Annotated in this window: 20 protein-coding genes; 5 read left to right on the top strand and 15 right to left on the bottom strand. The window is 70.4% G+C overall.

Annotated elements, in window-relative coordinates; translation table 11 throughout:
- Nucleotide 1: 1 nt before the first annotated feature.
- Nucleotides 2-823, top strand: a complete 822-nt coding sequence (locus ACYVF3_RS11815; RefSeq protein ID WP_461154260.1) for an ABC transporter ATP-binding protein — start codon at nt 2-4, stop codon at nt 821-823.
- Between the two features lie 164 nt (nt 824-987).
- On the opposite strand, the gene mdlC is transcribed toward ACYVF3_RS11815, so the two are convergent.
- The 3 genes from mdlC to ACYVF3_RS11800 all read right to left on the bottom strand — a co-directional run bounded on the left by mdlC (nt 988) and on the right by ACYVF3_RS11800 (nt 3,935).
- The gene (mdlC, locus tag ACYVF3_RS11810; RefSeq protein WP_461154259.1) at nt 988-2,583 is read right to left on the bottom strand and encodes a benzoylformate decarboxylase; all 1,596 of its coding nucleotides are present in this window, start codon (nt 2,581-2,583) and stop codon (nt 988-990) included.
- A 73-nt stretch (nt 2,584-2,656) separates the two neighbouring features.
- Complete coding sequence (locus ACYVF3_RS11805; RefSeq protein WP_461154258.1) at nt 2,657-3,307, bottom strand: LppU/SCO3897 family protein; 651 nt, start codon at nt 3,305-3,307, stop codon at nt 2,657-2,659.
- A gap of 58 nt (nt 3,308-3,365) precedes the next feature.
- Nucleotides 3,366-3,935, bottom strand: a complete 570-nt coding sequence (locus ACYVF3_RS11800; protein ID WP_461154257.1) for a DUF4334 domain-containing protein — start codon at nt 3,933-3,935, stop codon at nt 3,366-3,368.
- A 296-nt stretch (nt 3,936-4,231) separates the two neighbouring features.
- On the opposite strand from ACYVF3_RS11800, the gene ACYVF3_RS11795 reads away from it, so the two are divergent.
- From ACYVF3_RS11795 to ACYVF3_RS11785, 3 genes are all read left to right on the top strand, one after another.
- Entirely contained in the window at nt 4,232-5,893 is a 1,662-nt protein-coding gene (locus ACYVF3_RS11795; RefSeq protein WP_461154256.1) for a DNA repair helicase XPB, read from the top strand.
- 119 nt (nt 5,894-6,012) lie between these two features.
- Entirely contained in the window at nt 6,013-6,606 is a 594-nt protein-coding gene (locus ACYVF3_RS11790; protein WP_461154255.1) for a suppressor of fused domain protein, read from the top strand.
- A 54-nt stretch (nt 6,607-6,660) separates the two neighbouring features.
- Entirely contained in the window at nt 6,661-7,641 is a 981-nt protein-coding gene (locus ACYVF3_RS11785) for an o-succinylbenzoate synthase (RefSeq protein WP_461154254.1), read from the top strand.
- A gap of 11 nt (nt 7,642-7,652) precedes the next feature.
- On the opposite strand, the gene ACYVF3_RS11780 is transcribed toward ACYVF3_RS11785, so the two are convergent.
- The 7 genes from ACYVF3_RS11780 to ACYVF3_RS11750 all read right to left on the bottom strand — a co-directional run bounded on the left by ACYVF3_RS11780 (nt 7,653) and on the right by ACYVF3_RS11750 (nt 15,908).
- The gene (locus ACYVF3_RS11780) at nt 7,653-8,483 is read right to left on the bottom strand and encodes an SRPBCC family protein (protein WP_461154253.1); all 831 of its coding nucleotides are present in this window, start codon (nt 8,481-8,483) and stop codon (nt 7,653-7,655) included.
- Between the two features lie 218 nt (nt 8,484-8,701).
- Entirely contained in the window at nt 8,702-9,556 is an 855-nt protein-coding gene (locus ACYVF3_RS11775) for an FAD binding domain-containing protein (protein ID WP_461154252.1), read from the bottom strand.
- On the bottom strand, nt 9,553-11,985 hold the full coding sequence (locus ACYVF3_RS11770) for a xanthine dehydrogenase family protein molybdopterin-binding subunit (RefSeq protein ID WP_461154251.1): 2,433 nt from the start codon (nt 11,983-11,985) through the stop codon (nt 9,553-9,555). Before ACYVF3_RS11770 ends, ACYVF3_RS11775 begins: the two co-directional genes overlap by 4 nt.
- The gene (locus tag ACYVF3_RS11765; RefSeq protein WP_461154250.1) at nt 11,982-12,548 is read right to left on the bottom strand and encodes a (2Fe-2S)-binding protein; all 567 of its coding nucleotides are present in this window, start codon (nt 12,546-12,548) and stop codon (nt 11,982-11,984) included. The genes ACYVF3_RS11770 and ACYVF3_RS11765 overlap by 4 nt, the downstream gene beginning before the upstream one ends.
- Before the next feature lie 111 nt (nt 12,549-12,659).
- Nucleotides 12,660-13,778 carry an XdhC family protein gene (locus ACYVF3_RS11760; protein ID WP_461154249.1) on the bottom strand — a complete coding sequence of 373 codons (1,119 nt, stop codon included), beginning with the start codon at nt 13,776-13,778 and terminating at the stop codon, nt 12,660-12,662.
- Nucleotides 13,779-13,861: 83 nt separating this feature from the next.
- Complete coding sequence (locus ACYVF3_RS11755; protein WP_461154289.1) at nt 13,862-14,953, bottom strand: vWA domain-containing protein; 1,092 nt, start codon at nt 14,951-14,953, stop codon at nt 13,862-13,864.
- Nucleotides 14,954-15,044: 91 nt separating this feature from the next.
- Nucleotides 15,045-15,908 carry an AAA family ATPase gene (locus ACYVF3_RS11750; protein WP_461154288.1) on the bottom strand — a complete coding sequence of 288 codons (864 nt, stop codon included), beginning with the start codon at nt 15,906-15,908 and terminating at the stop codon, nt 15,045-15,047.
- A 134-nt stretch (nt 15,909-16,042) separates the two neighbouring features.
- On the opposite strand from ACYVF3_RS11750, the gene ACYVF3_RS11745 reads away from it, so the two are divergent.
- Nucleotides 16,043-16,612: a suppressor of fused domain protein gene (locus ACYVF3_RS11745; protein ID WP_461154248.1), complete on the top strand. Its 570-nt coding sequence runs from the start codon at nt 16,043-16,045 to the stop codon at nt 16,610-16,612.
- Nucleotides 16,613-16,991: 379 nt separating this feature from the next.
- Here the strand turns inward: ACYVF3_RS11745 and ACYVF3_RS11740 are convergent, their stop codons facing one another.
- From ACYVF3_RS11740 to ACYVF3_RS11720, 5 genes are all read right to left on the bottom strand, one after another.
- Nucleotides 16,992-18,989 carry a beta-N-acetylhexosaminidase family protein gene (locus ACYVF3_RS11740; RefSeq protein WP_461154247.1) on the bottom strand — a complete coding sequence of 666 codons (1,998 nt, stop codon included), beginning with the start codon at nt 18,987-18,989 and terminating at the stop codon, nt 16,992-16,994.
- Between the two features lie 142 nt (nt 18,990-19,131).
- Nucleotides 19,132-20,766, bottom strand: coding sequence for a chaperonin GroEL (gene groL / locus ACYVF3_RS11735; RefSeq protein WP_145744920.1), 1,635 nt, complete (start codon nt 20,764-20,766; stop codon nt 19,132-19,134).
- A gap of 231 nt (nt 20,767-20,997) precedes the next feature.
- The gene (locus ACYVF3_RS11730) at nt 20,998-22,194 is read right to left on the bottom strand and encodes a serine/threonine protein kinase (RefSeq protein WP_461154246.1); all 1,197 of its coding nucleotides are present in this window, start codon (nt 22,192-22,194) and stop codon (nt 20,998-21,000) included.
- A 125-nt stretch (nt 22,195-22,319) separates the two neighbouring features.
- Nucleotides 22,320-22,523, bottom strand: a complete 204-nt coding sequence (locus ACYVF3_RS11725) for a cold-shock protein (protein ID WP_093268692.1) — start codon at nt 22,521-22,523, stop codon at nt 22,320-22,322.
- Nucleotides 22,524-22,875: 352 nt separating this feature from the next.
- A complete protein-coding gene (locus tag ACYVF3_RS11720) occupies nt 22,876-23,559 on the bottom strand; it encodes a TIGR00266 family protein (RefSeq protein WP_461154287.1) in 684 nt (227 codons plus the stop codon).
- Between the last annotated feature and the right edge of the window lie 82 nt (nt 23,560-23,641).

Below are 23,641 nucleotides of genomic sequence, written 5' to 3'. Positions count from 1 at the left end.
AATGACCCGAACGAACACGATGCTGGAAGTTTCCGGACTCGGTCACCGCTACGGCGGGGCGAACGGGCACCAGGCCATCGCCGACCTCACGTTCGAGGTCCGCACCGGTGAGCTGGCGTGCATCGTCGGACCCTCCGGCTGCGGCAAGTCGACCATGCTGCGCGGCATCTCCGGCCTGATCAAGGCGACCTCCGGGGACGTGAAGCTGCACGGCGAGCCGGTCGACGGCGTGCCCAGCGACCTGGCCGTGGTGTTCCAGGACTACAGCCGCTCGCTGTTCCCGTGGAAGTCGGTCCGGGCCAACGTCGAGTTCCCGCTGCAGGCTCGCGGCGTCAGCCGTTCCGAGCGGCGGGAGCGCGCCGACGAGGTGCTCGAGTGGGTCGGCCTGTCGAGCGCGGCCAAGAAGTACCCGTGGCAGCTCTCCGGCGGCATGCAGCAGCGCGTCTCCATCGCCCGCGCCCTGGCCTGCCGGCCGGCGCTGCTGCTGATGGACGAGCCGTTCGCGTCGGTCGACGCCCAGACGCGCTTCGAGCTGGAGGACCTGCTGCTGCGCGTGCGCAAGCAGTTCGACAGCACGGTCCTGCTGGTCACCCACGACATCGACGAGAGCATCTACCTCGCCGACCGGGTGTTCGTGCTCTCGAAGTCGCCGGCCACGATCGTCAAGGACCTGGAGATCCCGCTCGGCCGCGAGCGCGACCAGATCACCACCCGCGAGTCCGAGACCTTCGTGCACCTGCGCAGCGAGGTGGCCCGCCTCCTCGACGTCAAGAGCGCAGGCGTGGCGCCGCCCTCGGCAGCGGAGACCACCCAGGTCCTCTGACCTGCGAAACGCAGAAACGGCCCCGACCACATGAGGTCGGGGCCGCTTCTCGTCGCGACCGGGCAGTTTTGGTCCGAATTGACCGGGCAAATGGGACGTTGATCATGGACGGTTCGGACCAAAACTGCCACCGGGGGCGTCCACCGCCCCTCCAGGAGCGGTGATCAGTACAGGAATCGCTGACCAGGGTCGACCTTGATGTGCAGGAGGCTGGGGCCCTGCTTGCCCGCGAACTCCTCCGGCAGCGCCTGAGCGAGCTCCTCCGGGGTCTGCACGAGCTTGGCCGGGCAACCGAGGCTGGTGGCCAGCGAGACGAAGTCGATGCCGCCCAGGTCCACGCCGGGCAGCTTGCTGCCGCCCGCGGCCTCGCCCAGCACCGCGACCGCCGCGTACCGCGAGTTGTCCATGATCACGAAGGTGACCGGTGCCTGCTCCCGCACCGCGGTCCACAGCGACTGGATGCCGTACATGCTGGAGCCGTCGCCCAGCAGCGCCACCGTCCGCCTGGCCGGGTTCGCCATGCCGACGCCGACCGCCGCGCCGACGCCGTAGCCCAGCGCGCCCGAGAAACCGGTGAAGAACCCGCCGTCGGTGGAGCGGACCGGGAAGTACTCGTGCAGGTCGTTGCGGTGGCTGGGGGTCTCCTCGACGACCGCCGCGTCCTCGGGCAGCTGCCCGACGAGGGTGTCGAAGACGTAGGAGGCGGTCATCGGCGTGCTCGCGGCGGGCTTGGCGGGCCGCGACATGGCCGTCGGCGAGGGCCGGTCCAGCTCGTCGATCAGCGCGTTGACCTGCGGAACCGAGTGCGCCATCGTGCCCATCACGCCGCGTCCGACGCGGGCCCTCGCGAGCACGTCGGGATCGTCGTGGACCAGGAACAGCTCGGGCAGCGCGGTGTCGTTCTCACCCCGGTAGACGTGGTAGGTGAACGCAGGCGCGCCCCACACCACGACCAGGTCGTAGCCGGAGAGCTCCTCGCTGAGCAACCGCTGCTCGGGCTGCAGGAACCCGGCGAAGCACGGGTGATCCTCCGGGAAGGAGCAGCGCGGCGACATCGGGGGCGCGAACACCGCCGCCTTTGTCTTCTCCGCCAGGCGCACCATCTCGTCGACCACCCCGTCGGCGTCGACCGCCGGACCGGTCACGAACGCGGGCCGCTCGCAGCGGCGCAGCGCCTCGGCGAGTCCCGCGACCGCCTCGGGATCCGGCGCGAAACCGGGAGTGCGCGGACGAGCCTGGACCTCGACACCGGGCTCGTCCCAGTCGTCGGCCGGGACGGACAGGAAGACCGGACCGTACGGCGGCGTGGTGGCCATCTGGTAGGCGCGCACCAGCGCGGCCGGCACGTCAGCGGCGCGGGCCGGCTCGTAGCTCCACTTCACGTACGGCTTGGGGAAGTTCGGGGCCTCGGTGGCACCCAGGAACGGCTCGCCGAACATCAGGCTGCGGGTCTGCTGGCCGGCGGTGATGATCATCGGCGTGCGGTTGCGGTAGGCGGTGAACACCGCGCCCAGCGCGTGCCCGACGCCACCGGCGGAGTGCAAGTTGACCAGCACCGGCTCGCGACGGGACTGCGCGTAGCCGTCGGCCATCGCGACGACGACCGACTCCTGCAAGCCCAGGACGTAGTGGAAGTCGTCGGGCCATCCGGTCAGGAAGGGGACCTCGGTCGTGCCCGGGTTGCCGAACACCGTGGTCAACCCGAGGTCGCGCATCAGCCCCCTGGTGATGTCGCGGACCGTGCGATCCTCGCCGCCCATGCGAACTGCCTCCTCGACACGCCGATCGTCGGATCCCATCACAGCAGACCGACTTCGTTAGCGGTAGTAATCATCAGATGCCCCGGACGTCCCCGAAGCACACGGTCTTGCGGCTGAAGACGTAGTAGCCCTCGTTCGGCCCGCACGCCGTCTCCGGGTCCTGACCACCGGCGATCCGGGTGATCTGGTCCTCCGAGCGCGAGCACTCGATCTTCAGCGGGAGCACCTCCTGGTCGTCCTGGAACGCCGTCAGGCAGTCGCCCACCTTGACGTCGAGGACGATGCAGTAGGACTTGCCCCCGGTGTAGTTGACGTAGTCGTCGCCGCACTCGGCGTGACTGCTGTCCTTGACCTCGACGACCTCGTAGTCGGACTCCGCGGAACCGCAGTCCGCGCCGTGCATCGGGCCGCCCCGCTCGTCGCGCAGCGACATGCAGTCACCGGCCTCGACGCGGCCCGCCGCGGACAACGCGAACGTCACCGCGAGGGCACCACCCACCAGCAGCAGCACGCCACCGACCACGAGCCCGACGATCAGGCCGGTCCGCGACTTCTTCGGCGGCTGCGGGAACTGCTGCTGACCGCCCGCGACCTGGCGCCAGAAGGCGTCCGACCCCTGCTGCGGGTACTGGTAGCCCTGCTGCGGGGTCTGCCCGGGCTGCCAGCCACCCGGATGCGGCCCGGATTGCGCACCGTGCGGATCCGGTTGCGGTGGGTAGGTCACAAGTCCTCCGAAATCGTGTTCGCCACGAGCAATCTACCCAGCCAGGCAAAACTCTCGATTACGCGGCTTCCCGGCGCAGGACGAACAGGAAGGGCGCGTCCGCGCCGCGCAGGTCCATCGCGCACAGCAGGGTGTTGTCGTCGACCGCGCGGAACGGGTCGTAGATCGGCAGCGCGTCGTAGACCATCGCGGCCGACGACACGCCCCGGTACTCGACCATCCGCAGCCGGGCGCGGGGTTCTTGCGTGGTCAACAGCGGCATCAGGAGGCGGAACAGCGTCGCCACGACGGGGCTGTCGAGCTTGTCGACGACCTTCAGCATCAGGCCGATCGGGACGAACGCGGGGTTGATGCTCACCACCTGGTCGCCCTTGCCGCGGAACAGCAGCGGGTGGGCCCGCTCGGGGCCGTCGAAGCTCTTGCCGTACCAGCCGAACCGCTCCAGCAGACCGTCGAGCGGGTTCCCGGTCGCGATCCCGTTGCCGCGCCACGTCCCGGCCAGCTCCTCCGCGCGCACGGCGGGCAGGGAGTCGAACAGCTCCAGCACGTCCGCCAACGGGGCCCGGCCATTCTCCGCAGCCCCGGCCTCCAGCTCCCGCAGCCGCTCCCCGGCATCGTCCGCAGTCATAGCGCCTCACCTCGTCGCACACCTGAACAAGATCGACGAAACGCTCGCACCCGCCACCCCAACCCACAACCCCGCCCGCCAGAACCCCGAGCCCCGGGCACGCACCCGGAGTGCACGTGGTGACGTTCCTCCCCGACGTGGGCGGGCGATTTGGGTCACTTCGGGGCTTCGCGGGGGCTGGAGCCCGCGGGGACGTCCCGGACGAGTGGAATACTGGGGCGGGAGTCCTGATGGTGGCTGCCGATAGTGTCGATCACCTGCGGAAACGCCACCCGACCCCCGAGGGAGCGCTCACCTTGACCGACGGACCCCTGATCGTCCAGTCCGACAAGACGCTGCTGCTCGAGGTCGATCACGACCTCGCCGACGACGCGCGCACCGCCATCGCACCGTTCGCCGAGCTGGAGCGCGCGCCGGAGCACGTGCACACCTACCGGATCACGCCGCTGGCGCTGTGGAACGCGCGTGCCGCCGGGCACGACGCGGAGCAGGTCGTCGACGGACTGGTCCGCTTCTCCCGCTACCCCGTCCCGCAGCCGCTGCTGGTCGACATCGTCGAGACCATGGGCCGGTTCGGCCGGTTGCAGCTGACCAACGACCCCGCGAACGGGCTCGTGCTGGTCTCCCTCGACCGGGCCGTGCTCGAAGAGGTCCTGCGGAACAAGAAGATCGCCCCGATGCTCGGCGCCCGCGTCGACGACGACACCGTGGTGGTGCACCCCAGCGAGCGCGGGCGCCTCAAGCAGATGCTGCTCAAGGTCGGCTGGCCCGCCGAGGACCTCGCCGGGTACGTCGACGGCGAGGCGCACCCCATCGAGCTCCACCAGGACGGCTGGAACCTGCGCGACTACCAGCGCCAGGCCGTGCAGTCGTTCTGGGCCGGCGGCTCCGGCGTCGTCGTGCTGCCCTGCGGCGCGGGCAAGACGCTGGTCGGCGCCGCGGCGATGGCCGAGGCCGCCGCGACCACGTTGATCCTGGTCACCAACACCGTCGCGGGCCGCCAGTGGAAGCGCGAGCTGATCGAGCGCACCTCGCTGACCGAGGAGGAGATCGGCGAGTACTCCGGTGAGAAGAAGGAGATCCGGCCGGTCACCATCGCGACCTACCAGGTGATCACCCGCCGCTCCAAGGGCGAGTACAAGCACCTGGAGCTGTTCGACTCCCGCGACTGGGGCCTGGTCGTCTACGACGAGGTGCACCTGCTGCCCGCCCCGGTCTTCCGGATGACCGCCGACCTGCAGTCCCGGCGCCGCCTCGGCCTCACCGCCACCCTCGTCCGCGAGGACGGCCGGGAGGGCGACGTGTTCTCGCTGATCGGCCCGAAGCGCTACGACGCACCGTGGAAGGACATCGAGGCGCAGGGCTGGATCGCGCCGGCCGAGTGCGTCGAGGTGCGGGTGACGCTCACCGACAACGAGCGCCTGCAGTACGCGACCTCGGAGGCCGAGGAGCGCTACAAGCTCTGCGCGACCGCGCGCACCAAGGCCCCGGTGGTCAAGGCGATCCTCGACCAGCACCCGGACGAACCGGCCCTGGTCATCGGCGCATACCTGGACCAGCTGCACGAGCTCGGCGAGGCGCTGGACGCACCGATCATCGAGGGGTCGACGAAGAACAAGGAGCGCGAGGAGCTCTTCGACGCGTTCCGGCGCGGCGAGATCAACCGGCTCGTCGTGTCCAAGGTCGCCAACTTCTCGATCGACCTGCCGGAAGCCTCCGTCGCCGTTCAGGTTTCGGGTACCTTCGGGTCGCGCCAGGAGGAGGCGCAGCGACTCGGTCGGCTGCTGCGACCCAAGTCGGAGCGCAAGCAGGCGCACTTCTACTCGGTCGTCTCGCGCGACACCTTGGACACCGATTACGCGGCGCACCGCCAGCGGTTCCTCGCCGAGCAGGGCTACGCGTACCGGATCGTGGACGCCGACGACCTGCTCGGCCCGGCCCTCCCTGACGTGGGGTGACGCGAACAACGGTGAGCCCCGGATAGCCGTCGCCCAAAAGGTGTCCGCGTTCGGCTGCTTTGCAGCTACCGTTGCGATGAACGAACGCAGCGTCTGAGCTGCAAGACACTGGAGATCGGATGGAAACCGAGCACGAACGGCCGGCGATGGGCGGTGCGCACCGCTTCGTCGGACTCGCGGAGAACCTGGAGCGCTACGCCGGTCCGCCCACGGGCGCTGAACCGCCGAACGTGCACGGCACCAACCGCGGCTACGGTCTGGTGTTCTTCTTCCTGGAAGAGCTCCATCTGACGACGGTGATCAGCAGCGGCCTGCGGTTCCAGCCGCTGGGCGCCGAACCCGCCCAGGAGCTGGCCTGCACGGTCTACCGGGAGCAGGCCGAGGCCGCCCGCCACCTGGTCGACCTCACCTCGGAGCTGCTGGTGCAGCAGCGGACCTTCCTGGTCCCCGACCAGATCGTGCCGAACGAGAAGCCGCTGCTGCCGGGCACCGAGTTCCACGGGGTGCTGGCCAGCGGGCACCCGATCTTCCCGTCGGAGTTCACCCGCTTCACCGACCCGGAGGGGATCGAGCAGCTGCAGGTCTTCACGCTGCTCCCGGTGACGCTGGGCGAGCTCAACTACATCCTCGACCACGGCGTGACCGCGCTGCGCCAGCAGTGGGCGCGCTTCGAGGTCGACGTCTTCGACCTCGGCCGCCCCAGCGTCGCCTGACCGGCCCCCTCACCGGGGAAGGCGGGCGTCGGTTCGGGCTGAAAGGATCGGGGCATGGCGAGCTTCGATCCTGCGGAGTTGGATGCGGTCCGGGTGTACGCGTTGCCGATGCGCAACCGGTTCCGCGGGATCACGGTGCGGCGCGGGGTGCTGTTGTCCGGGCCTGCCGGATGGGGCGAGTTCTGCCCGTTCGAGGACTACGACGACGCCGCGGCGGTGCCCTGGTTGCGGGCCGCCTTCGAGGCCTGCGGTGAGAGCTGGCCGGAACCGGTCCGCGACCGGATCCCGGTGAACTGCACCGTTCCCGCGGTCTCCGCCGAGAAGGCCGCGCAGATCGTGGCGCGCTCCGGGTGCCGCACCGCCAAGGTCAAGATCGCCGACCCGGGCCAGTCCGCCGCCGACGACGTCGAGCGGGTCGCCGCGGTCCGGGACGCGCTCGGGCCGGACGGCGCGATCCGAGTCGACGCCAACGCCGCCTGGGACGTCGACACCGCCGTCAGCCGCATCCGCGAGCTCGACGCCGCTGCCCACGGCCTGGAGTACGCCGAGCAACCGTGCCCGAGCATCGAGGAGCTCGCCGCCGTGCGACGCAAGGTCGACGTGCGCATCGCCGCCGACGAGAGCATCCGCCGAGCCGAGGACCCGCTGCGGGTCGCGGTGGCCGGGGCCGCCGACGTGGCGATCATCAAGGCGACCCCGCTGGGCGGAGTGCGCCGCGCGCTGCAGGTCGCGGAGGCCTCCGGGCTGCCCTGCGTGGTGTCCTCGGCAGTGGAGACCAGCGTGGGGCTCTCGGCGCAGCTGGCGCTGGCCGGTGCGCTGCCCGAGCTGCCGTTCGCCTGCGGGCTGGGCACCATGGCGCTGCTCGACGGCGACGTGGTCGCCGAGTCGCTGCTGCCCGAGCGGGGGTTCCTGCCGGTGCCCTCGACACCACCGGAGCCCGACCCGGCGCTGGTCGCGGCGGCCACGCCGCCCGCTGACGTGCAGCGGTGGTGGCTGGACCGGCTGGGCCGGGTCGGGGCGCTCCTTCGGGACTGAACGCCGGCGGCTCAGGCCGCGCGCTTGCGGGCGCGGCGCTTCTTGAAGCGGCGCAGCACCACGAACGCCACCAGCAGGCCGATCGCAGCCGGGACGGCGCGCTTGAGGACCGGAGTTCCCGCGGTCCCCAGCAGGTCGATGGCCTCGTCGTTGGCGGCGGGCTCGGCGACCCTGGTCGGGCTCGACGAGTTCTCGCTCGCCGGGGTGACCCGCCAGCTGGTGTCCTTGCGCGCCGATCCCACCGCGGCACCGGCCGCGCCCGCACCCGCCGCAGCGGTCGTGCCGTTGGAGCCGCCCTTCGACTCGGAAGCCTTCGACTCGGAAGCCTTGGTCTCGGAGGTCTTGGCCTCGGAGCCCTGCGTCCCGGTCGAGGTCTCCTGCGCCGCCGGGGCCTCCTGCTCGGATTCCAGCTTCTTGGAGAGGTTGTCGGCGAACTGGTTCAGGATCTTGCCGCCGACCTCCGAGATCAGGCCACGGCCGAGCTGCGCCGGCTTGCCGGTGACCTTCAGGTCGGTGTCCACGGTCCCGGACGTGGTGCCGCCCTCGTCGGTCAGCTTGACCACGACCGTCGCGGCGGCCGTGCCGCTGCCCCGGGAGTCCTTGCCGCTGGCGTCGATGACCAGGCGCCTGGTCTTCTCGTCGACGTCCTTGAAGACGCCGGTTCCCTTGTACAGCAGCGTGACCGGCCCGAGCTTGACCTTCACCGAGCCCGCGAACTCGTTGCCCTCGGCCTTGGTGAGCGTGGCGCCCGGCATGCACGGAGCGACCCGCTCCGGGTCGATCATCGCCTTCCAGGCCGCGTCGATCGGCACCGGAACGCTGAACGTGTGCTGCATTTCCACTGGAAGGTCCTCCTGATCGACCGTGCTCGCGGCTCAGGCGCAGAGCCGGCGTGTGAGTCTGAAGCTATAACGCGCTCCGCCCTCAAGCCTCCCAGGCCGGACGGCGCGCCGGTAGCCCGTTCGGCTCAGCGAGGCGGGCCACTCGCCCACCAGAACGATTCGGGCCTGGCGAGGAGTTCCGCAGGAACGCCGCCAGGCCCGATCTTCGTCCGGACGGATCAGCCGCCCGCCGCCGCGAGCACCGCTCGTCCGGTCAGCACCTCGGCGAGGTGCTCCCGGTAGTCGGTGTCGGCGCTGGCATCTCCCGGCGCGCTGGTGCCCTCCGTCGCGTGCCTGGCCGCGGCGCGCACCGCCTCGGCCGTGGCCTGCTGCCCGACCAGCGCCTGCTCCACGCCCGTGGCGCGGACCGGGGTGGGTCCCATGTTGGTCAGCGCGATGCGGGCTTCGGCGATGGCGCCGCCGGAGACCCGGACGGCCGCCGCGACGCCGACGATCGACCACGCCTGGGCGACGCGGTTAAACTTCTCGTAGTGGGCGTTCCAGCCGGTCCACTTCGGCATCCGGATCTCGACCAGCAGGTCGGTGGGTTCCAGCGCGGTGGTGAAGTAGTCGACGAAGAACTCGGAGGCCGGCACGGTGCGCCTGCCGGACGGGCCTGCGATGACCATCTCCGCCTCCAGCGCGAGCGCCGGGGCGGGCAGGTCACCGGCCGGGTCGGCGTGCGCCAGCGAGCCGCCGAAGGTGCCCCGGTGGCGCACCTGCGGATCGGCGACCGTGCGGGTGGCCAGCGCGAGCAGCTGGGCGTGCTGCGCGATCAGCGGATCCCGCGCCACCTCGTAGTGGGTGGTCATGGCACCGACGACGAGGGCGTCGCCCTCCTCGCGGATACCCCGCATCTCGGGGATGCGGCCGACGTCGACAATCGTGCTCGGATCGGCCATCCGCATCCGCAGCACCGGCAGCAGGCTCTGCCCGCCGCCCAGCACCTTGCCGTCCTCACCGGCCGCGGCGAGCGCGGCCAGCGCCTCTTCCACGGTCGACGGCGCCACGTATTCGAACTGTGCCGGGATCACTGGGAACCTCCCTCGGGGTTCATCGAACCGAGTCCGCCGCCGGCCTCGGGTGCCGTCTTGCCGGACGCGCGAGCGCCGGTCACCGCCCGCCACACGCGCTGGGGCGAGCAGGGCATCTCGACGTCGTTGACGCCCATCGGGCGCAGCGCGTCGACGACCGCGTTGACCACCGCCGGAGTGGAGGCGATGGTTCCCGCCTCCCCGACGCCCTTGACGCCCAGGGCGTTCGAGGTCGCGCGGGTCTCGGTGCGATCGGTGGTGAACTCGGGCAGGTCGGCCGCCGAGGGCACCAGGTAGTCGGCCAGCGTGCCCGTGGTGAGCGTGCCGGTCTCGTCGTAGACGGCCTCCTCGAAGAGCGCCTGCGCGATGCCCTGCGCGAGTCCGCCGTGCACCTGGCCTTCCACGATCAGCGGGTTGATCACCGAGCCGATGTCGTCCACGCACACGTACTTGCGGATCTTCACCCGGCCCGTCTCGGTGTCCACCTCGGTCGCGCAGAGGTGGGTGCCGTGCGGGAAGGAGAAGTTCTCCGGGTCGAACGTCGCGTCGGAGTCCAGGTTCGGCTCCACCCCGTCCGGCAGGTCGTGCGCGGCGAACACCGCGAGCGCGACCTCGCCCATCGCCACGCCCCGGTCGGTGCCCCGCACGCCGAAGCGACCGGAGGCGAACTCCAGGTCCTCCTCGGCGCATTCGAGCATGTGCGCGGCGATCGGCCGGGCCTTGTCGATGACCTTGTCCGCGGCCGCGACCACGGCCATGCCGCCGACCGCCAGCGACCGGGACCCGTAGGTGTCCAGGCCGCGCGGAGAGACCTGGGTGTCGCCGTGCAGCACCTCGACGTCGTCGAAGGGCACGCCGAGCCGGTCGGCCACGATCTGGCTCCACGCCGTCTCGTGCCCCTGGCCGTGCGGCGAGGTGCCGGTGACGACCTCGACCTTGCCGGTGGGCAGCATCCGGATCGAGGCGTGCTCCCAGCCGCCAGCGCCGTAGGACAGCGACCCCAGCACCCGCGAGGGCGCGAGCCCACACATCTCGGTGAAGGTGGAGATGCCGATGCCCAGCTGCACCGGGTCGTTCTCGCGGCGGCGGCGCTCCTGCTCCTCGCGCAGCGAGGTGTAGCCGAACATCTCCATCGCCTTGTCGGTCGCGGCCTCGTAGTTGCCCGAGTCGTAGGTCAGGCCTGCGACGGTGTCGTACGGGAACTCGTCGTGGGCGATCCAGTTCTTCCGCCGCAGCTCCATGGGTTCCATGCCCAGCTCGGCGGCGAGTTCGTCCATCATCCGCTCGATGCCGAAGGTGGCCTCCGGGCGTCCGGCGCCGCGGTAGGCGTCGGTCGGCGTCTTGTTGGTGAACACGTTGGTGCAGCTGAAGTGGTACGCCGGGATCTTGTAGATCGAGTTGAACATCAGCGCGCCCAGGATCGGCACGCCGGGCGTGACCAGCCGCAGGTAGGCACCCATGTCGGCGAGCAGTTCGACCTTGAGCCCGGTGATGCGGCCGTCGCGGGTGGCCGCGATCGACATCTTCTGGATCTGGTCGCGTCCGTGGTGCCCGGAAACCATGGTCTCCGAACGGGTTTCGGTCCACTTCACCGGCCGGTTGAGCCGCTGGGCCATCACGAACGCGAGCACTTCTTCGGGCGTGACCTGCAGCTTCCCGCCGAACCCGCCGCCCACGTCGGGTGCGATGACCCGGACCTTGCTCTCCGGCACGCCCAGGGTCATGGCGAGCATGACCCGCAGGATGTGCGGGACCTGGGTGGCCGACCAGACGGTGATCTGGTCACCGGTCGGGTCGACGACCACCGAGCGCGGCTCCATGAACGCCGGGATCAGCCGCTGCTGCCGGAAGGTCCGCTCGACGCGCACCTCCGCCCCGGCCAGGGCCTGCTCCACGTCGCCGCCGGTGCCGGCTTCGGCGGAGTCGAAGGTCCACACGGCGTTGGTGTTGGTGCCCAGGTCCTCGTGGACCAGCGGCGATCCGGACTCGATCGCCGAACGCATGTCCAGCACGACCGGCAGGTCTTCGTAGTCGACGTCGATGAGGTCCATCGCGTCGCGCGCCTCCGCCGCCGAGCGCGCCGCCACGATGGCGACCGCCTCACCGGCGAAGCGCACCTCGTCGACGGCCATCGGCGGTGCCGCCGGGGCCTTCATGTCCTCGGTGATCGGCCACGCGCACGGCAGGCTGCCCTGGACGTCCGCGATGTCGCGGCCGGTGACGATCGCGATCACGCCCGGGGCCTGACCGGCCTCCTCGGTGTCGATCGCGGTGATCTTGGCGTGCCCCATCGGCGAGCGCAAAATCGCCAGGTGCAGGGTTCCGCTGGGGGCGAGGTTGTCGGTCCAGCGCGTGCGACCGGTGATCAGCCGCGCGTCTTCCTTGCGCTTGCGGGAGCGTCCGAGCTCCGGCTCTGCGGTGGCGGTCATGGCTGACGACCTCCCGCGGCTTCGGCACCGGTCCGCTCGTCCGCGGGCTTGCGCTGCATGGGCGTGTCGTCGGTGTGCTCGGCCGCGGGCCCGGCGCCGGGCTCCATCCGCTGGGCCGCGTCGCGGACCGCGCGGACGATGTTCTGGTAGCCCGTGCAGCGGCAGAGGTTGCCCTCCATGCCTTCGCGGACCGCCTGCTCGTCCGGCTCCGGGTCCTCGGCGAGCAGGTCCAGCGCCTGCATGATCATGCCGGGCGTGCAGTACCCGCACTGCAACGCGTGGTTGTCGTGGAAGGCCTCCTGCAGCGGGTGCAGCTTGCCGTCCTGGGACAGTCCTTCGATGGTGGTCACTTCGTGGCCGTCGGCCTGCACGGCCAGCACCGAGCAGGACTTCACGCTGTGCCCGTCCATGTGGACGGTGCACGCGCCGCAGTTGCCGGTGTCGCACCCGACGACGGTGCCCACCTTGCCTAGCCGTTCGCGCATGTACTGCACGAGCAGCGTTCTCGGTTCCACTTCATCGGTGTACTTGGTGCCGTCTACGTTGACGGTGATGCGGGGCATGGAACGGCCTCCTCGCCAGGAGCGCGAACGTTCGGGAACGTGGATTTCCGCCGAGTGACGGATGTCACTCGGCTAGAGGGTCCTACGCCGTTCCGGCGAGAGCAAGCGCACTCAGTCGTGGTGGTGGATCGGACCCTCCACGTCGGAGAGCCTCACACCCCGGCCGCCCCAGCGCAGCGCGATCAGCTCCGCGGCGATGGAAACGGCCGTCTCCTCCGGGGTCCGGGCGCCCAGGTCGAGCCCGATCGGCGACGACACGCGGGACAGCTCCTCCTCGGTCACGCCCTCCTCGCGCAGCCGCTTCAAGCGGTCCTCGTGCGTGCGGCGCGACCCCATCGCGCCGATGTAGCCGACGTTCATGCCCAGGGCTTCCTTGAGCACCGGGACGTCGAACTTCGGGTCGTGGGTGAGCACCATGACGGCCGTGCGCTCGTCGAGACGCCCCTCCTCCGCCTCGTTGGCGAGGTAGCGGTGCGGCCAGTCCACGACCACGTCGTCGACGCCGGGGAACCGGCTGTTGGTCGCGAACACCGGGCGGGCGTCGCACACCGTGACCCGGTACCCGAGGAACGCGCCCATCCGGGCCATCGCGGCGGCGAAGTCGATCGCGCCGAAGACCAGCATCCGGGGCGGCGGCTCGAAGGAGTTGACGAAGACCCGCATGCCCTCGCCGCGGCGCTGCCCCTGCGGCCCGTACTCGATGACGCCGCTGCGGCCGCTGGCGAGCATGCCGCGCACGTCGTCGACCACCGCGTCGTCCATCCGCGCCGAACCGAAGGTGCCGCGCACCCGCTCGCGCCAGATCAGCAGGTGGGTGCCGACCTTCTCCTGCTCCGGGTGCTCCACGACGGTCGCCACCGCGACCGGCTCCTCCGCGCGCACCGACGTTGCGACCTCGTCGAGGTCCGGGAACGTCTCGCGGTCGATCCGCTCGATGAAGACGTCGAGGATCCCGCCGCAGGTCAGGCCCACCGCGAAGGCGTCGTCGTCGCTGACGCCGTAGCGGCGCAGCACCGGCTCCGAGCCCTCCAGGACCGCGGAGCCCTCCTCGTAGACGGCGCCTTCCACGCAGCCGCCGGAGACGCTGCCGACGGCCTCGCCGTCCTGCGTGACCAGCATCGACGCTCCAGGCGGGCGAGGCGCGGAGCGGAACGTGGCCACCACCGTGCCCAGGCCGACGGACTCACCGGCCTCCCAGCGCTTGGTCAAGTCATCCAACACGTCACGCACGGTGCACCTCCATTGGGGCAACCTCCATTGGAGCAACCTCCACGGGCCTCCCCGGCCCTTTCAAGCATCCACCCGCACCGGCATCACACGACACCGACCGGAGTCCCGGGAACCTGCTCCCCGGACCGCGAAAGCCTGCGTACCCATGACCAGATGTCTTCGAGCGACCTCAGACTGTGACCGGCCACCATTCGGTCAACGTGCGGGAGGGCCGCGACAATTCCGGATTGCACGGGTTGATATCCGTCATGACCGGCGTGCGGGTTCGCCCAGATGACGCCTCGGGCGAGCCGGTGCAGCCGGCGCATCTGCTCGGCCAGGTCGGTGGCGTCGCCGCGCTCCCATCCGTCGGAGAAGAGCACCACGACGGAACCGCGCGCCATGCCGCGCTGGCCCCACCTGTCCAAGAACACCCGGAGAGTGTCACCCAGCCGTGTACCGCCGGAGAAGTCGGGCACCGCGCGCGACGCCGCCTGGAGGGCCGATTCCGCATCGCGCTGGCGCAATTGCCTGCTCACGCGGGTCATCCGAGTCCCGAGCGTGAAGACCTCCGTGCTCGCCGGAGCCCGGCGCACGACCACGTGCGCGAAGCGCAGCAGCGCGTCGGCGTACGGGCTCATCGAACCGGAGACGTCGATCAGCAGCACCACGCGACGAGCCCGGCGCGAGCGGTGCTGCCGCGGCAGGCGCACCGGCTCGCCCCCGGAGCGCAACATCGCGCGCAACGTCGCGCGGGGGCTCAGCGCACCGCGCTTGCCCGGCTCGCGCCGCAACGCCGGGCGCGTCGGCGGGTCCGGGCGCAGCACCGCCAGCATCCGCCGCAGGTGATCCCGCTCGGCCTCGCTGAGCTCGGTCACGTCCCGGTCGCGCAGCACCTCCGCGTCGCTGGCGGCCGCCGCGAGGGGATCCTCCGACTCGCCCTCCCCCTCGCCGTCCGAGGTCTCGGCGCTCAGGGCCGCGATCTTCGCCGGTCGCGACACCGTCTGCCCCGGCTGCTCCACCCGCAACGGTTCGGCGCTGAACCAGGTCGCGAACGCGGCGTCGTAGCGGGCGACGTCGTCGGGCTCGGAGCACAGCGTGAGGCGCCCGGCCCAGTACACGCCGTCCCGGTCGTCGACCCCGACCTCCTGCACGGCGGCCAGGAAGCTCTGCACCCGGTTGGGCCCCACGGCCATCCCCGAATGCCGCAGGGCGCGGGCGAACCCCACCAACCCGGTCACGGTCTCCACCGTCAACACCCCTCCCACCGCAGGTCGCGGATTCCGGTCAGTGCGCGAGGATTCCCGACGCCCGAACCCGCGCTTCGTCCTCGCGGTACTTGAGGACGGCACCGAGGGTCGTCGCGGCCGTCTCCGTGTCGAGCGAGTCCGCGCCCAACGCCTGGAGGGCCTGGGTCCAGTCGATCGCCTCGGCCACGCCCGGCGGCTTGAGCAGCTCCATCTGACGCATCCGCTGGAGCGACGCGGCGACCTGCTCGGCCAAGCGGGAGTCCACCCCGGGAAGCCTGCGGCGGAGGATCGCGACCTCGCGGTCCAGGTCCGGGTGCTCCAGCCAGTGGTAGAGGCACCGCCGCTTAAGGGCGTCGTGGACCTCGCGCGTGCGGTTGGAGGTGAGGATGACGATCGGCGGCCGCACGGCGCGGACCTCGCCGTACTCCGGGATGCTGACCGCGTACTCCGACAGCACCTCCAGCAGGAACGCCTCGAACTCGTCGTCGGCGCGGTCGATCTCGTCGACCAGCAGCACGCACGGCGCCTCCTGCAACGCGCGCAGCAGCGGGCGGGCCAGCAGGAATCGCGGTGTGTAGAGGGAGGATTCGGCGGCGTCGGCATCGAACTCGCCACCGGACGCGGCTTCCAGGGTGCGCAGGTGCAGCAGCTGCCGCGGGAAGTCCCAGTCGTAGAGCGCCTGAGCCGCGTCCATGCCCTCGTGGCACTGCAAGCGGATCAGGTTCACGCCGAGCGCCGTAGCCAGGGCCTGCGCGAGCGCCGTCTTCCCGGTGCCCGGTTCGCCCTCGGTCAGCAGCGGACGCCGCATCCGCATTGCCAGGAAGGCCGCGGTCGCGATCCCGTCGTCGGGCAGGTACCCGGTCTCGTCCAGCGCCGCTGCGACCTCGGCCGGTGATGTCATCTCGAGAGCGTCAGCCACCCCCCGAGCGTATTCGACCGGACGCCGCGCTGGCGACGATCACTCTCCCGGGCAGCGGTGCCGGTCGCTCGGCACCCGCGGCTAGGATGCGCGTCGGTCGATCTTGGAGTGGGTGCATGAGCGCGTTCGAGGGATTCCCGGCGCACGTGGAGAAGCACGTCGGCAGGGTGCGGGGTGCCGACAGCCGCAGCGCCGGTGGGCGGGAGCGCGCGTACAACCTCGTGTACTGCGACCACGCCGACGGCGCGCACGTGACCGTGCTGACCAGCGGACTTCGCGAGCACACCGCGGGCGCGCCGCTGCCGCAGGAGCTGCTGTGCACGCTGCGCCGCGACCAGGAGCTCCACGCCAAGCACTTGGTAGCCGTGATCGCGGAGCTGCTCACCGAGTCCCGGGCGCGCGTCGGCTACGGCGCGCTGATCATGAACGACCGGATCCTGCTGCCCGACACGGCGATCGCGGGCGCGCTCGCCGCCCCGCACCCCTACCTGGGCGATGAGTTCGACGTGCTGCTGGACGACGGCGGCCGCCCGGTGCTGCAGCTGATCACGCTGGTGCCGATCACCCGCGCGGAGTCGCAACTGGTCGCCCGCTACGGCCGCGACGCCCTCTACGACCGCTGGGAATCGAACGACACCGACCTGGCCAACATCTTCCGCGACGACGTCGGCGCTTCCCAGCTCTAGGAGCTCCTCCAGGGACCCTTCAGCTGGCGGCGCGGACTCAGTACCACGCCCGCAACGATGCCACGGCCACCACTTCCCAGTTTTAGGGGTCGTTGCAGAATCACCTTGCTTGGCGGTGCGGGTAGCGGAACCTCACACGCCGCCTGGACTCCGTGCGCCACTCCTGATGTATGCCAATACACGGCGTCGCGGCGTACTCGCCAGACGACGTGTGAGAACCCGCGGCGGTGCCAGCTGAGTCCCACACCTGAAACAGCGGCTCCGCCGCATTCTGAAACGACTCCTTAGTCCAAACTGAGCCGACATTTCGGACATGATCATGGCTCGGTTTGGACTAAAACTGGGAAATGTCCCGGGCACGGTCGCCCGGGGTTCCGGCTCACCGCATTCCGGGGGCTTGGGTGATGAAGGTGTCGAGGACGCCGTCGGCGACCAGGACCTGGCCCGCGGGACGGACTTCGGCGTTGGTGGAGCGGACGCGCTTGGCCGCGTCCACGCCCCACTTCGCCTCGTCGAAGCGGGCCTTGGCCGTGGTCTCATCGCCCTTGGCGCGCGCGTCGAGCCCGTCGGCCGTCGCGAGCAGGGCCTGGGACCAGTGCTCGGCGGCGGTCAACCAGTGGTCGGTGTCGGCCACGAAGTCCCGCGGTGCCCCGGCCCGGATTCGCTTCGGCGCTGACGCGAGGAGATCCGCGTAGGACCGCAGGTCCCGGACCGCCGCCTGGCGGTCGCCGCCCGCCCACGCCGCGTGGAACGCGTCGATCCGGCGGGACAGCTCCGGCGCGGGCGGGAGCCAGGCCGAGCCGTTGGCGACCGGCGCCATGTGCTCCAGGTCGAAGAACGCCAGCAGCGCCTCCACCGTCGCCGGATCCGCCTGCACGCCCGGTGATTCACCGGCGAGCCGCTTGCCCGCCAGGTACTCGGCGGCTGCGCGCCACGCCCGCTGCGGGTCGAAGTCCTGGTCGTTCCAGGCGAAATCGGCCGCACCGATCTCCACGACCTTGCTCGCCGCCGCCTGGTTCATCGGGTTGACGACGTCGCCCGCCAGCTGATCGCTGAGCCCGCGCTCCCGCTTGTCGTAGGTGCCGAGCATGATCCGCCCGCGCGACCCGTTGAAGTCGTTGACCGGGTAGTTGTCCCAGAGGAAGACCTTGCGGCCCCAGACCGCTTCGGCCTGCTTCGCGTCGGACACCGTGATCTGGCGCGGGATCACGCCATCGCCCGTCCACATCACCCGCACCCGCGGATCCAGCACCTCGCGGATCGCGGTCTTGTACTCGGAGTCCTCGACGTCGGAGTACTCGGTGGGCACGAACTGCAGCGGCGCCACCCCGGGGTGCGTGTCGACGAACTCGCGCTGGACCCGGTTGAGCAGGTCGGCCTGCGCCCGCCCGGCGCTGCCCTCCGAAGGGCGGCCGTAGGCCTGCTCGTCGCCGGCGCAGTTCCAGCGCGTGTAGGAGATGTCGTCCAGCGGCAGCGAGAAGTCGCGGACGCCCTCGTCGTACATGGCCTGCAGCTTCGCCTGCACCGCCTGGACATCGCGCGGGTCGCTGTAGCAGATGGAGTTGCCCGGCGAGAGCGCGAAGGTGAACTTCACGTGGTGCGCCCCGGCCTGACCGATGAGCTCGCGCACCTCGCCGAGCTCCTGCTCCGGGTAGGGCTCGCGCCACTTCTCCCGGTGGTACGGGTCGTCCTTGGGCGCGTAGATGTAGGTGTTGAGCTTGACGTCGCCGTAGAACGCCAGCTGGTCCATCCGCTCCTGGTGCGTCCACGGCGGGCCGTAGAAGCCCTCGATCGCGCCGCGCAGCGGCATCGCGGGCCGGTCCAGCACGACGGCGCCCGCGATGCGGCCGGGCGAGATGAGCTGCCGCAGCGTCTGCACGCCGTAGTAGGCGCCGGCCGGATCGGACGCGCCGATGATCACCTCGGCGTCGGTGTCCGGTCGCACCGCCAGCACGTACGCCTCGTTCTCCATCGGGACCGGGGCGCCCATGCGCGAGTCCTGCAGCCCCTTGACCAGCGTCGGTGAGGTGCGCTCCCCGATCCGCACGCGCAGCGCGGCGTCCGATGCCGGGGCGCCCGGCTCGCGGAACTCGACCTCGTCGGCACCGGCGAGCTCCAGCACCTGCTCGGCGAGGCCCTTGGTCTGCTGGTCGACCAGCGGGTCCACCACGACCTCGACCTTGCCGCGCACGGCGACGTCGTCGCCCAGCCGGTCGATCAGCTCCGGCTGCGGGACCACTGACGGCATGCCCTCGCCGGGAAGCGCGTCGGAGCTCTGCGGGGCGGGCTCATCCGGTGGTGGGGCGGAGTTCGTGCATCCGGCCAAGGCCATCATCCCGGCCGCGCACACCGCGAACGACCTGGCAAAACCGCGCATCGAGCTCCCCATCCAATCCACTGGCGGACGCCCCCAGTTCAACACACCGGCGAGTGACCCGACCGGGTCACCTGCCCGCCTGGCGCAAAGGCGAAGGGCCGCCCCCATCGGGGACGGCCCTTCGCTCAGCTGTCGACTGGACTCAGAAGCCCATGCCGCCCATGCCGCCGGTCGGGTCGGCCGCGGCAGCGGCGTCCCCGCCCTTCTCCGGCTTGTCCGCGACCACGGCTTCGGTGGTCAGGAACAGCGCGGCGATCGACGCGGCGTTCTGCAGCGCCGAGCGGGTGACCTTGGCCGGGTCGATGACGCCGGCCTGCACCAGGTCCTCGTACTCGCCGGTCGCGGCGTTGAGGCCGTGGCCGGAGGTGAGGTTCTTGACCTTCTCCGCGACGACGCCACCCTCGAGACCGGCGTTGACCGCGATCTGCTTGAGCGGAGCCTCGACGGCCAGCTTGACGCTGTTGGCACCGGTCGCCTCGTCGCCCTCGAGCTTGAGGCCGTCGAAAGCGGTCTGCGCGGCCTGCAGCAGAGCCACGCCACCACCGGCGACGATGCCCTCCTCGACCGCGGCCTTGGCGTTGCGGACCGCGTCCTCGATGCGGTGCTTGCGCTCCTTGAGCTCGACCTCCGTCGCCGCACCGGCCTTGATGACCGCAACACCGCCGGCCAGCTTGGCCAGGCGCTCCTGCAGCTTCTCGCGGTCGTAGTCGGAGTCCGAGCGCTCGATCTCGGCGCGGATCTCGTTGACCCGGCCGGCGATCTGCTCGTCGTCGCCGGCACCCTCGACGATGGTGGTCTCGTCCTTGGTCACCACGACCTTGCGGGCCTGGCCCAGCAGGCTCAGGTCAGCGGTGTCCAGCTTGAGGCCGACCTCTTCGCTGATGACCTGACCGCCGGTGAGGACGGCCATGTCCTGCAGCATCGCCTTGCGGCGGTCGCCGAAGCCGGGGGCCTTGACGGCCACGGACTTGAAGGTGCCGCGGATCTTGTTGACCACCAGGGTCGACAGGGCTTCGCCCTCGACGTCCTCGGAGATGATCAGCAGCGGCTTGTTGGCCTGCATGACCTTCTCCAGCAGCGGGAGGAGGTCCTTGACGTTGGAGACCTTGCTGCTCAGCAGCAGGATGTACGGGTCGTCGAGAACGGCCTCCATGCGCTCCGTGTCAGTCACGAAGTACATCGAGATGAGGCCCTTGTCGAAGCGCATGCCCTCGGTGAGCTCGAGTTCGAGCCCGAAGGTGTTGCTCTCCTCGACGGTGATGACGCCTTCCTTGCCGACCTTGTCCATCGCCTCGGCGATGAGCTCGCCGATCTGACGGTCGCCGGCGGAGATCGCAGCGGTGGCGGCGATCTGGTCCTTGGTCTCGATCTCCTTGGCGTTCTTGAGCAGCTGCTCGGCGATCGCCTCGGTGGCCTTCTCGATGCCCTTCTTCAGGGCGATCGGGGAGGCGCCGGCCGCGACGTTGCGCAGACCCTCGCGAACCAGGGCCTGGGCGAGCACGGTGGCGGTGGTGGTGCCGTCACCCGCGACGTCGTCGGTCTTCTTCGCGACCTCCTTGACCAGCTCGGCCCCGATCTTCTCCCACGGGTCCTCGAGCTCGATCTCCTTGGCGATCGAGACGCCGTCGTTGGTGATGGTCGGCGCGCCCCACTTCTTCTCGAGCACGACATTCCGGCCCTTGGGGCCGAGCGTCACCTTGACGGCGTCGGCGAGGGTGTTCATGCCGCGCTCAAGACCGCGGCGGGCGTCCTCGTCGAACGCGATCATCTTGGCCATTGCGGTGTGGTCCTCCACCTGTCTGGACGCCGACGGTGCACACTGGTGCGTGCACGACGGCAGGACTCTGCTCGGCCAGGCTCGGTGCCCGCGACGGACGATCGCGCGACGACGCCGTCATTTGGCGCCGCCGGAACGACCTCACCGTCCCGACCTGGCACTCAACGTTGCTGAGTGCCAGTACCGTGTTTAGCACTCACCGGGGGTGAGTGCAAGCGACCTGTCGCCGACTCACCCGGCGGCGGTGGGCACCGAGGTGGGCAGCGGCCCGGAGTTGGGCGTGGCCGGCGAGCTCGAACCGCTGCCGGACGTGGCCATCGCCACGAACAGCAGGACGATCACCAGCAGCGCGATGACCACCAGAACCGGCACGATCCACTTCGCCGCGCCGCCCGACGAGCTCTTGGTGAACGACGAGGATCCGGCGGGCATCGGCGGGCGCAGCCGCACCGGCTGCTGCTGGTAACCGGGGTAGTTCTGCTGCGGGTACGGCCCGGTGTGCTGCGGCGCCTGCTGCGGGAAGGGCTGAGACGCCGGGGGCACCGGTTGCTGGACCGGCTGCTGGGCGACGCGCGGCGGCGCCGGGGCCTCGCTCGCCGCGGGCCCGAGCGCGGCTCGGGCGGCGGCGATCAGGTCCTGGCAGCTGGCGTAGCGCTGGTCGGCGCGCTTGGCCATGCCCCGGCGCAGCACGTCGTCGATCGGCGGCGGGAGCAGCACCAGCGAACCCGGCGTCGGCGGTTCGGCGCTCAGGTGGCCCTGGATGATCTCCTGCACCGAGCCCTGGAACGGCGGTCGGCCGGTCAGGCAGGCGAACAGCATGCAGGCCAGCGCGTACTGGTCGGTGCGCCCGTCGACGGGCTCGCCGCGCAGGTGCTCGGGCGCGGCGTAGGTCGGCGAACCGAGGAAGTCGCCGGAGGAGGTGCGGTGGCCGGTGGCGCCGCGCCGGGTCAGCCCGAAGTCGGCGAGGTAGACGTGCTCGTGCGAGGACTCCCGCGAGGTGACCAGCACGTTGGCCGGCTTGAGGTCGAGGTGCACCAGACCGCGCTCGTGCAGCATGTCCAGCGCCTCGGCGATCTGCCCGAGCAGTTCCAGCGTGCGCTTCGGCGAGATCGGCCCGTCGGAGATCAGGCCCGCCAGGTCGGAGCCCTCGACCAGCCGCATCGCGATGAACAGCATGCCGTCGACCTCGCCGAAGTCGTAGAGCGGCACGATGTTGGCGTGGTCGATGGCGGAGGTGTTGCGGGCCTCGTCGACGAAGCGCTCGCGGAACTCCGTGTCGCCGGTGATGTGCTCCCCCATCACCTTGAGCGCGACCTTGCGGCCGAGCCGGACGTCGGTGGCGCGGTACATCACGCTCATCCCACCGCGACCGAGCACGCTGTCGATCTTGTAGTGGCCGAGCCGCTGCCCGCTCAAATCTTCCGACACGTCGACCAGCCTAACCGGCGGAGATCACGCCTGGGTGCTGGTTCGGCGTTTGCGCCGCGTCGCGCTGCGGCCCGGTTCCCCGTCAGGAGAACCGGGCCGCACGACGACCTGGAGCGAAGTTCTCGTCAGACCTTGCGAACGCCGTCGGCTTGAGTTCGGCCATCACGGCCGGCTTTCACCTCGAATTCGACCCGATCCCCTTCAGAAAGGGTGCGGAAACCAGACATGTTGATCGCGGAGTAATGGACGAACACATCGGATCCACCGTCCGTCGCGATGAATCCGTAGCCCTTCTCCGAGTTGAACCATTTGACCGTGCCGACCGCCACGGCGTCCTCCTCAAGAAAATGTGATGCACGACGCTACCGCCGCTGGAGCATCGGCCACACTACTCCGGAAAATCTGGCTCGTCGCGGGTCCGGCAATACGACTTTTCCGTTAAACGCTGGGCCGAACGGGTGGCCTCGTCGGACACTGTGCGTTATCGGAGCGGACTAATTCCCCCAAATATCGCAATCGTTCTCGACCCCCGCATAAAACGGCGGTGAATCCCCGACCGGGAAACCGGCTCGCAGCGCCGACCGGGCCCGCGAGCCCTATTCACGAGCATTGCGAATGACCGAGCAGAATATTCAGGTTCCACTTCCGCGCAGCGGTGGGGACTTCTCCGGAAAGGCTCTTTCAGGAACGAGGGCCGAGTCCGTTCGCCCGCAACCAGCCGACCAGACCGTTCGGGTTCCGGGTCTGGGTGAGCACCTGCCCCGGGCCTGCGAAGTCGAAGACCAGGCCCTCGCCGCTCTTCAGCGACTGCGCGACGCCCTGGTTCATCTGCCGCAGCTGGCTCTGCACCGTGTCGGCGTAGGCGACGACGTGGCCGGTGTCGATCGTGACGTACTCGCCGGGCTGCAAGGTCACCACGTCCAGCGCGCCGTAGCAGGCCACGACGGCGGAACCGTGCCCGCTGAGCCGGGTGAGGAAACCGCCCTCGCCGCCGAAGAGGTTCTGGAAGCCGCCCCACTGCGTTTCGACCTGGACCGTGCTCGCCGAGGCCAGCCAGCAGCCCTTGGTCACGCACCAGCCGACCCGGCCGTCGAGCTCCAGCACGTTGAGGTCGCCGGGCAGCGTCGGGGCCACGTCGACCCACCCGCCCTGCTGCGGAGCGGTGTAGGTGGAGACGTAGAACGACTCGCCGCCCAGCGCGGAGCGGGCCAGCGACTTGAAGAAGCCGCCCTGCGCGCGCGACTCGACGGTCACGCCGTAGCTGGTGGCCAGCATCGAGCCGGACTCCACCCGCACCGGCTCCCCCGGCGCCAGCATCAGCCGGGCGACACCGTACGACGGCGTGTGACGAGTACGGACCTGCACAGCACAACCCCCTTCGCCGACGCCGCCGCTCGGCGAGGGCATCGCGATTCTACGAAGGCGGTTCTCGCTGCGAGGCAAGTCC

The organism is Saccharopolyspora tripterygii (assembly GCF_054778355.1).
The sequence above is the reverse complement of the archived record's forward strand: the minus strand, read 5'-3'. Positions and strand labels throughout refer to the sequence as shown.

Excerpts from the sequence above, each read along its gene's own strand:
- ACYVF3_RS11815 (WP_461154260.1), top strand. The coding sequence starts at position 2 with ATGACCCGAACGAACACGATGCTGGAAGTTTCCGGACTCGGTCACCGC.
- mdlC (WP_461154259.1), bottom strand. The coding sequence starts at position 2,583 with ATGGGCGGCGAGGATCGCACGGTCCGCGACATCACCAGGGGGCTGATG.
- ACYVF3_RS11800 (WP_461154257.1), bottom strand. The coding sequence starts at position 3,935 with ATGACTGCGGACGATGCCGGGGAGCGGCTGCGGGAGCTGGAGGCCGGG.
- ACYVF3_RS11790 (WP_461154255.1), top strand. The coding sequence starts at position 6,013 with ATGGAAACCGAGCACGAACGGCCGGCGATGGGCGGTGCGCACCGCTTC.
- ACYVF3_RS11785 (WP_461154254.1), top strand. The coding sequence starts at position 6,661 with ATGGCGAGCTTCGATCCTGCGGAGTTGGATGCGGTCCGGGTGTACGCG.
- ACYVF3_RS11770 (WP_461154251.1), bottom strand. The coding sequence starts at position 11,985 with ATGACCGCCACCGCAGAGCCGGAGCTCGGACGCTCCCGCAAGCGCAAG.
- ACYVF3_RS11765 (WP_461154250.1), bottom strand. The coding sequence starts at position 12,548 with ATGCCCCGCATCACCGTCAACGTAGACGGCACCAAGTACACCGATGAA.
- ACYVF3_RS11755 (WP_461154289.1), bottom strand. The coding sequence starts at position 14,953 with ATGGCCGTGGGGCCCAACCGGGTGCAGAGCTTCCTGGCCGCCGTGCAG.
- ACYVF3_RS11750 (WP_461154288.1), bottom strand. The coding sequence starts at position 15,908 with ATGACATCACCGGCCGAGGTCGCAGCGGCGCTGGACGAGACCGGGTAC.
- ACYVF3_RS11745 (WP_461154248.1), top strand. The coding sequence starts at position 16,043 with ATGAGCGCGTTCGAGGGATTCCCGGCGCACGTGGAGAAGCACGTCGGC.
- ACYVF3_RS11740 (WP_461154247.1), bottom strand. The coding sequence starts at position 18,989 with ATGCGCGGTTTTGCCAGGTCGTTCGCGGTGTGCGCGGCCGGGATGATG.
- groL (WP_145744920.1), bottom strand. The coding sequence starts at position 20,766 with ATGGCCAAGATGATCGCGTTCGACGAGGACGCCCGCCGCGGTCTTGAG.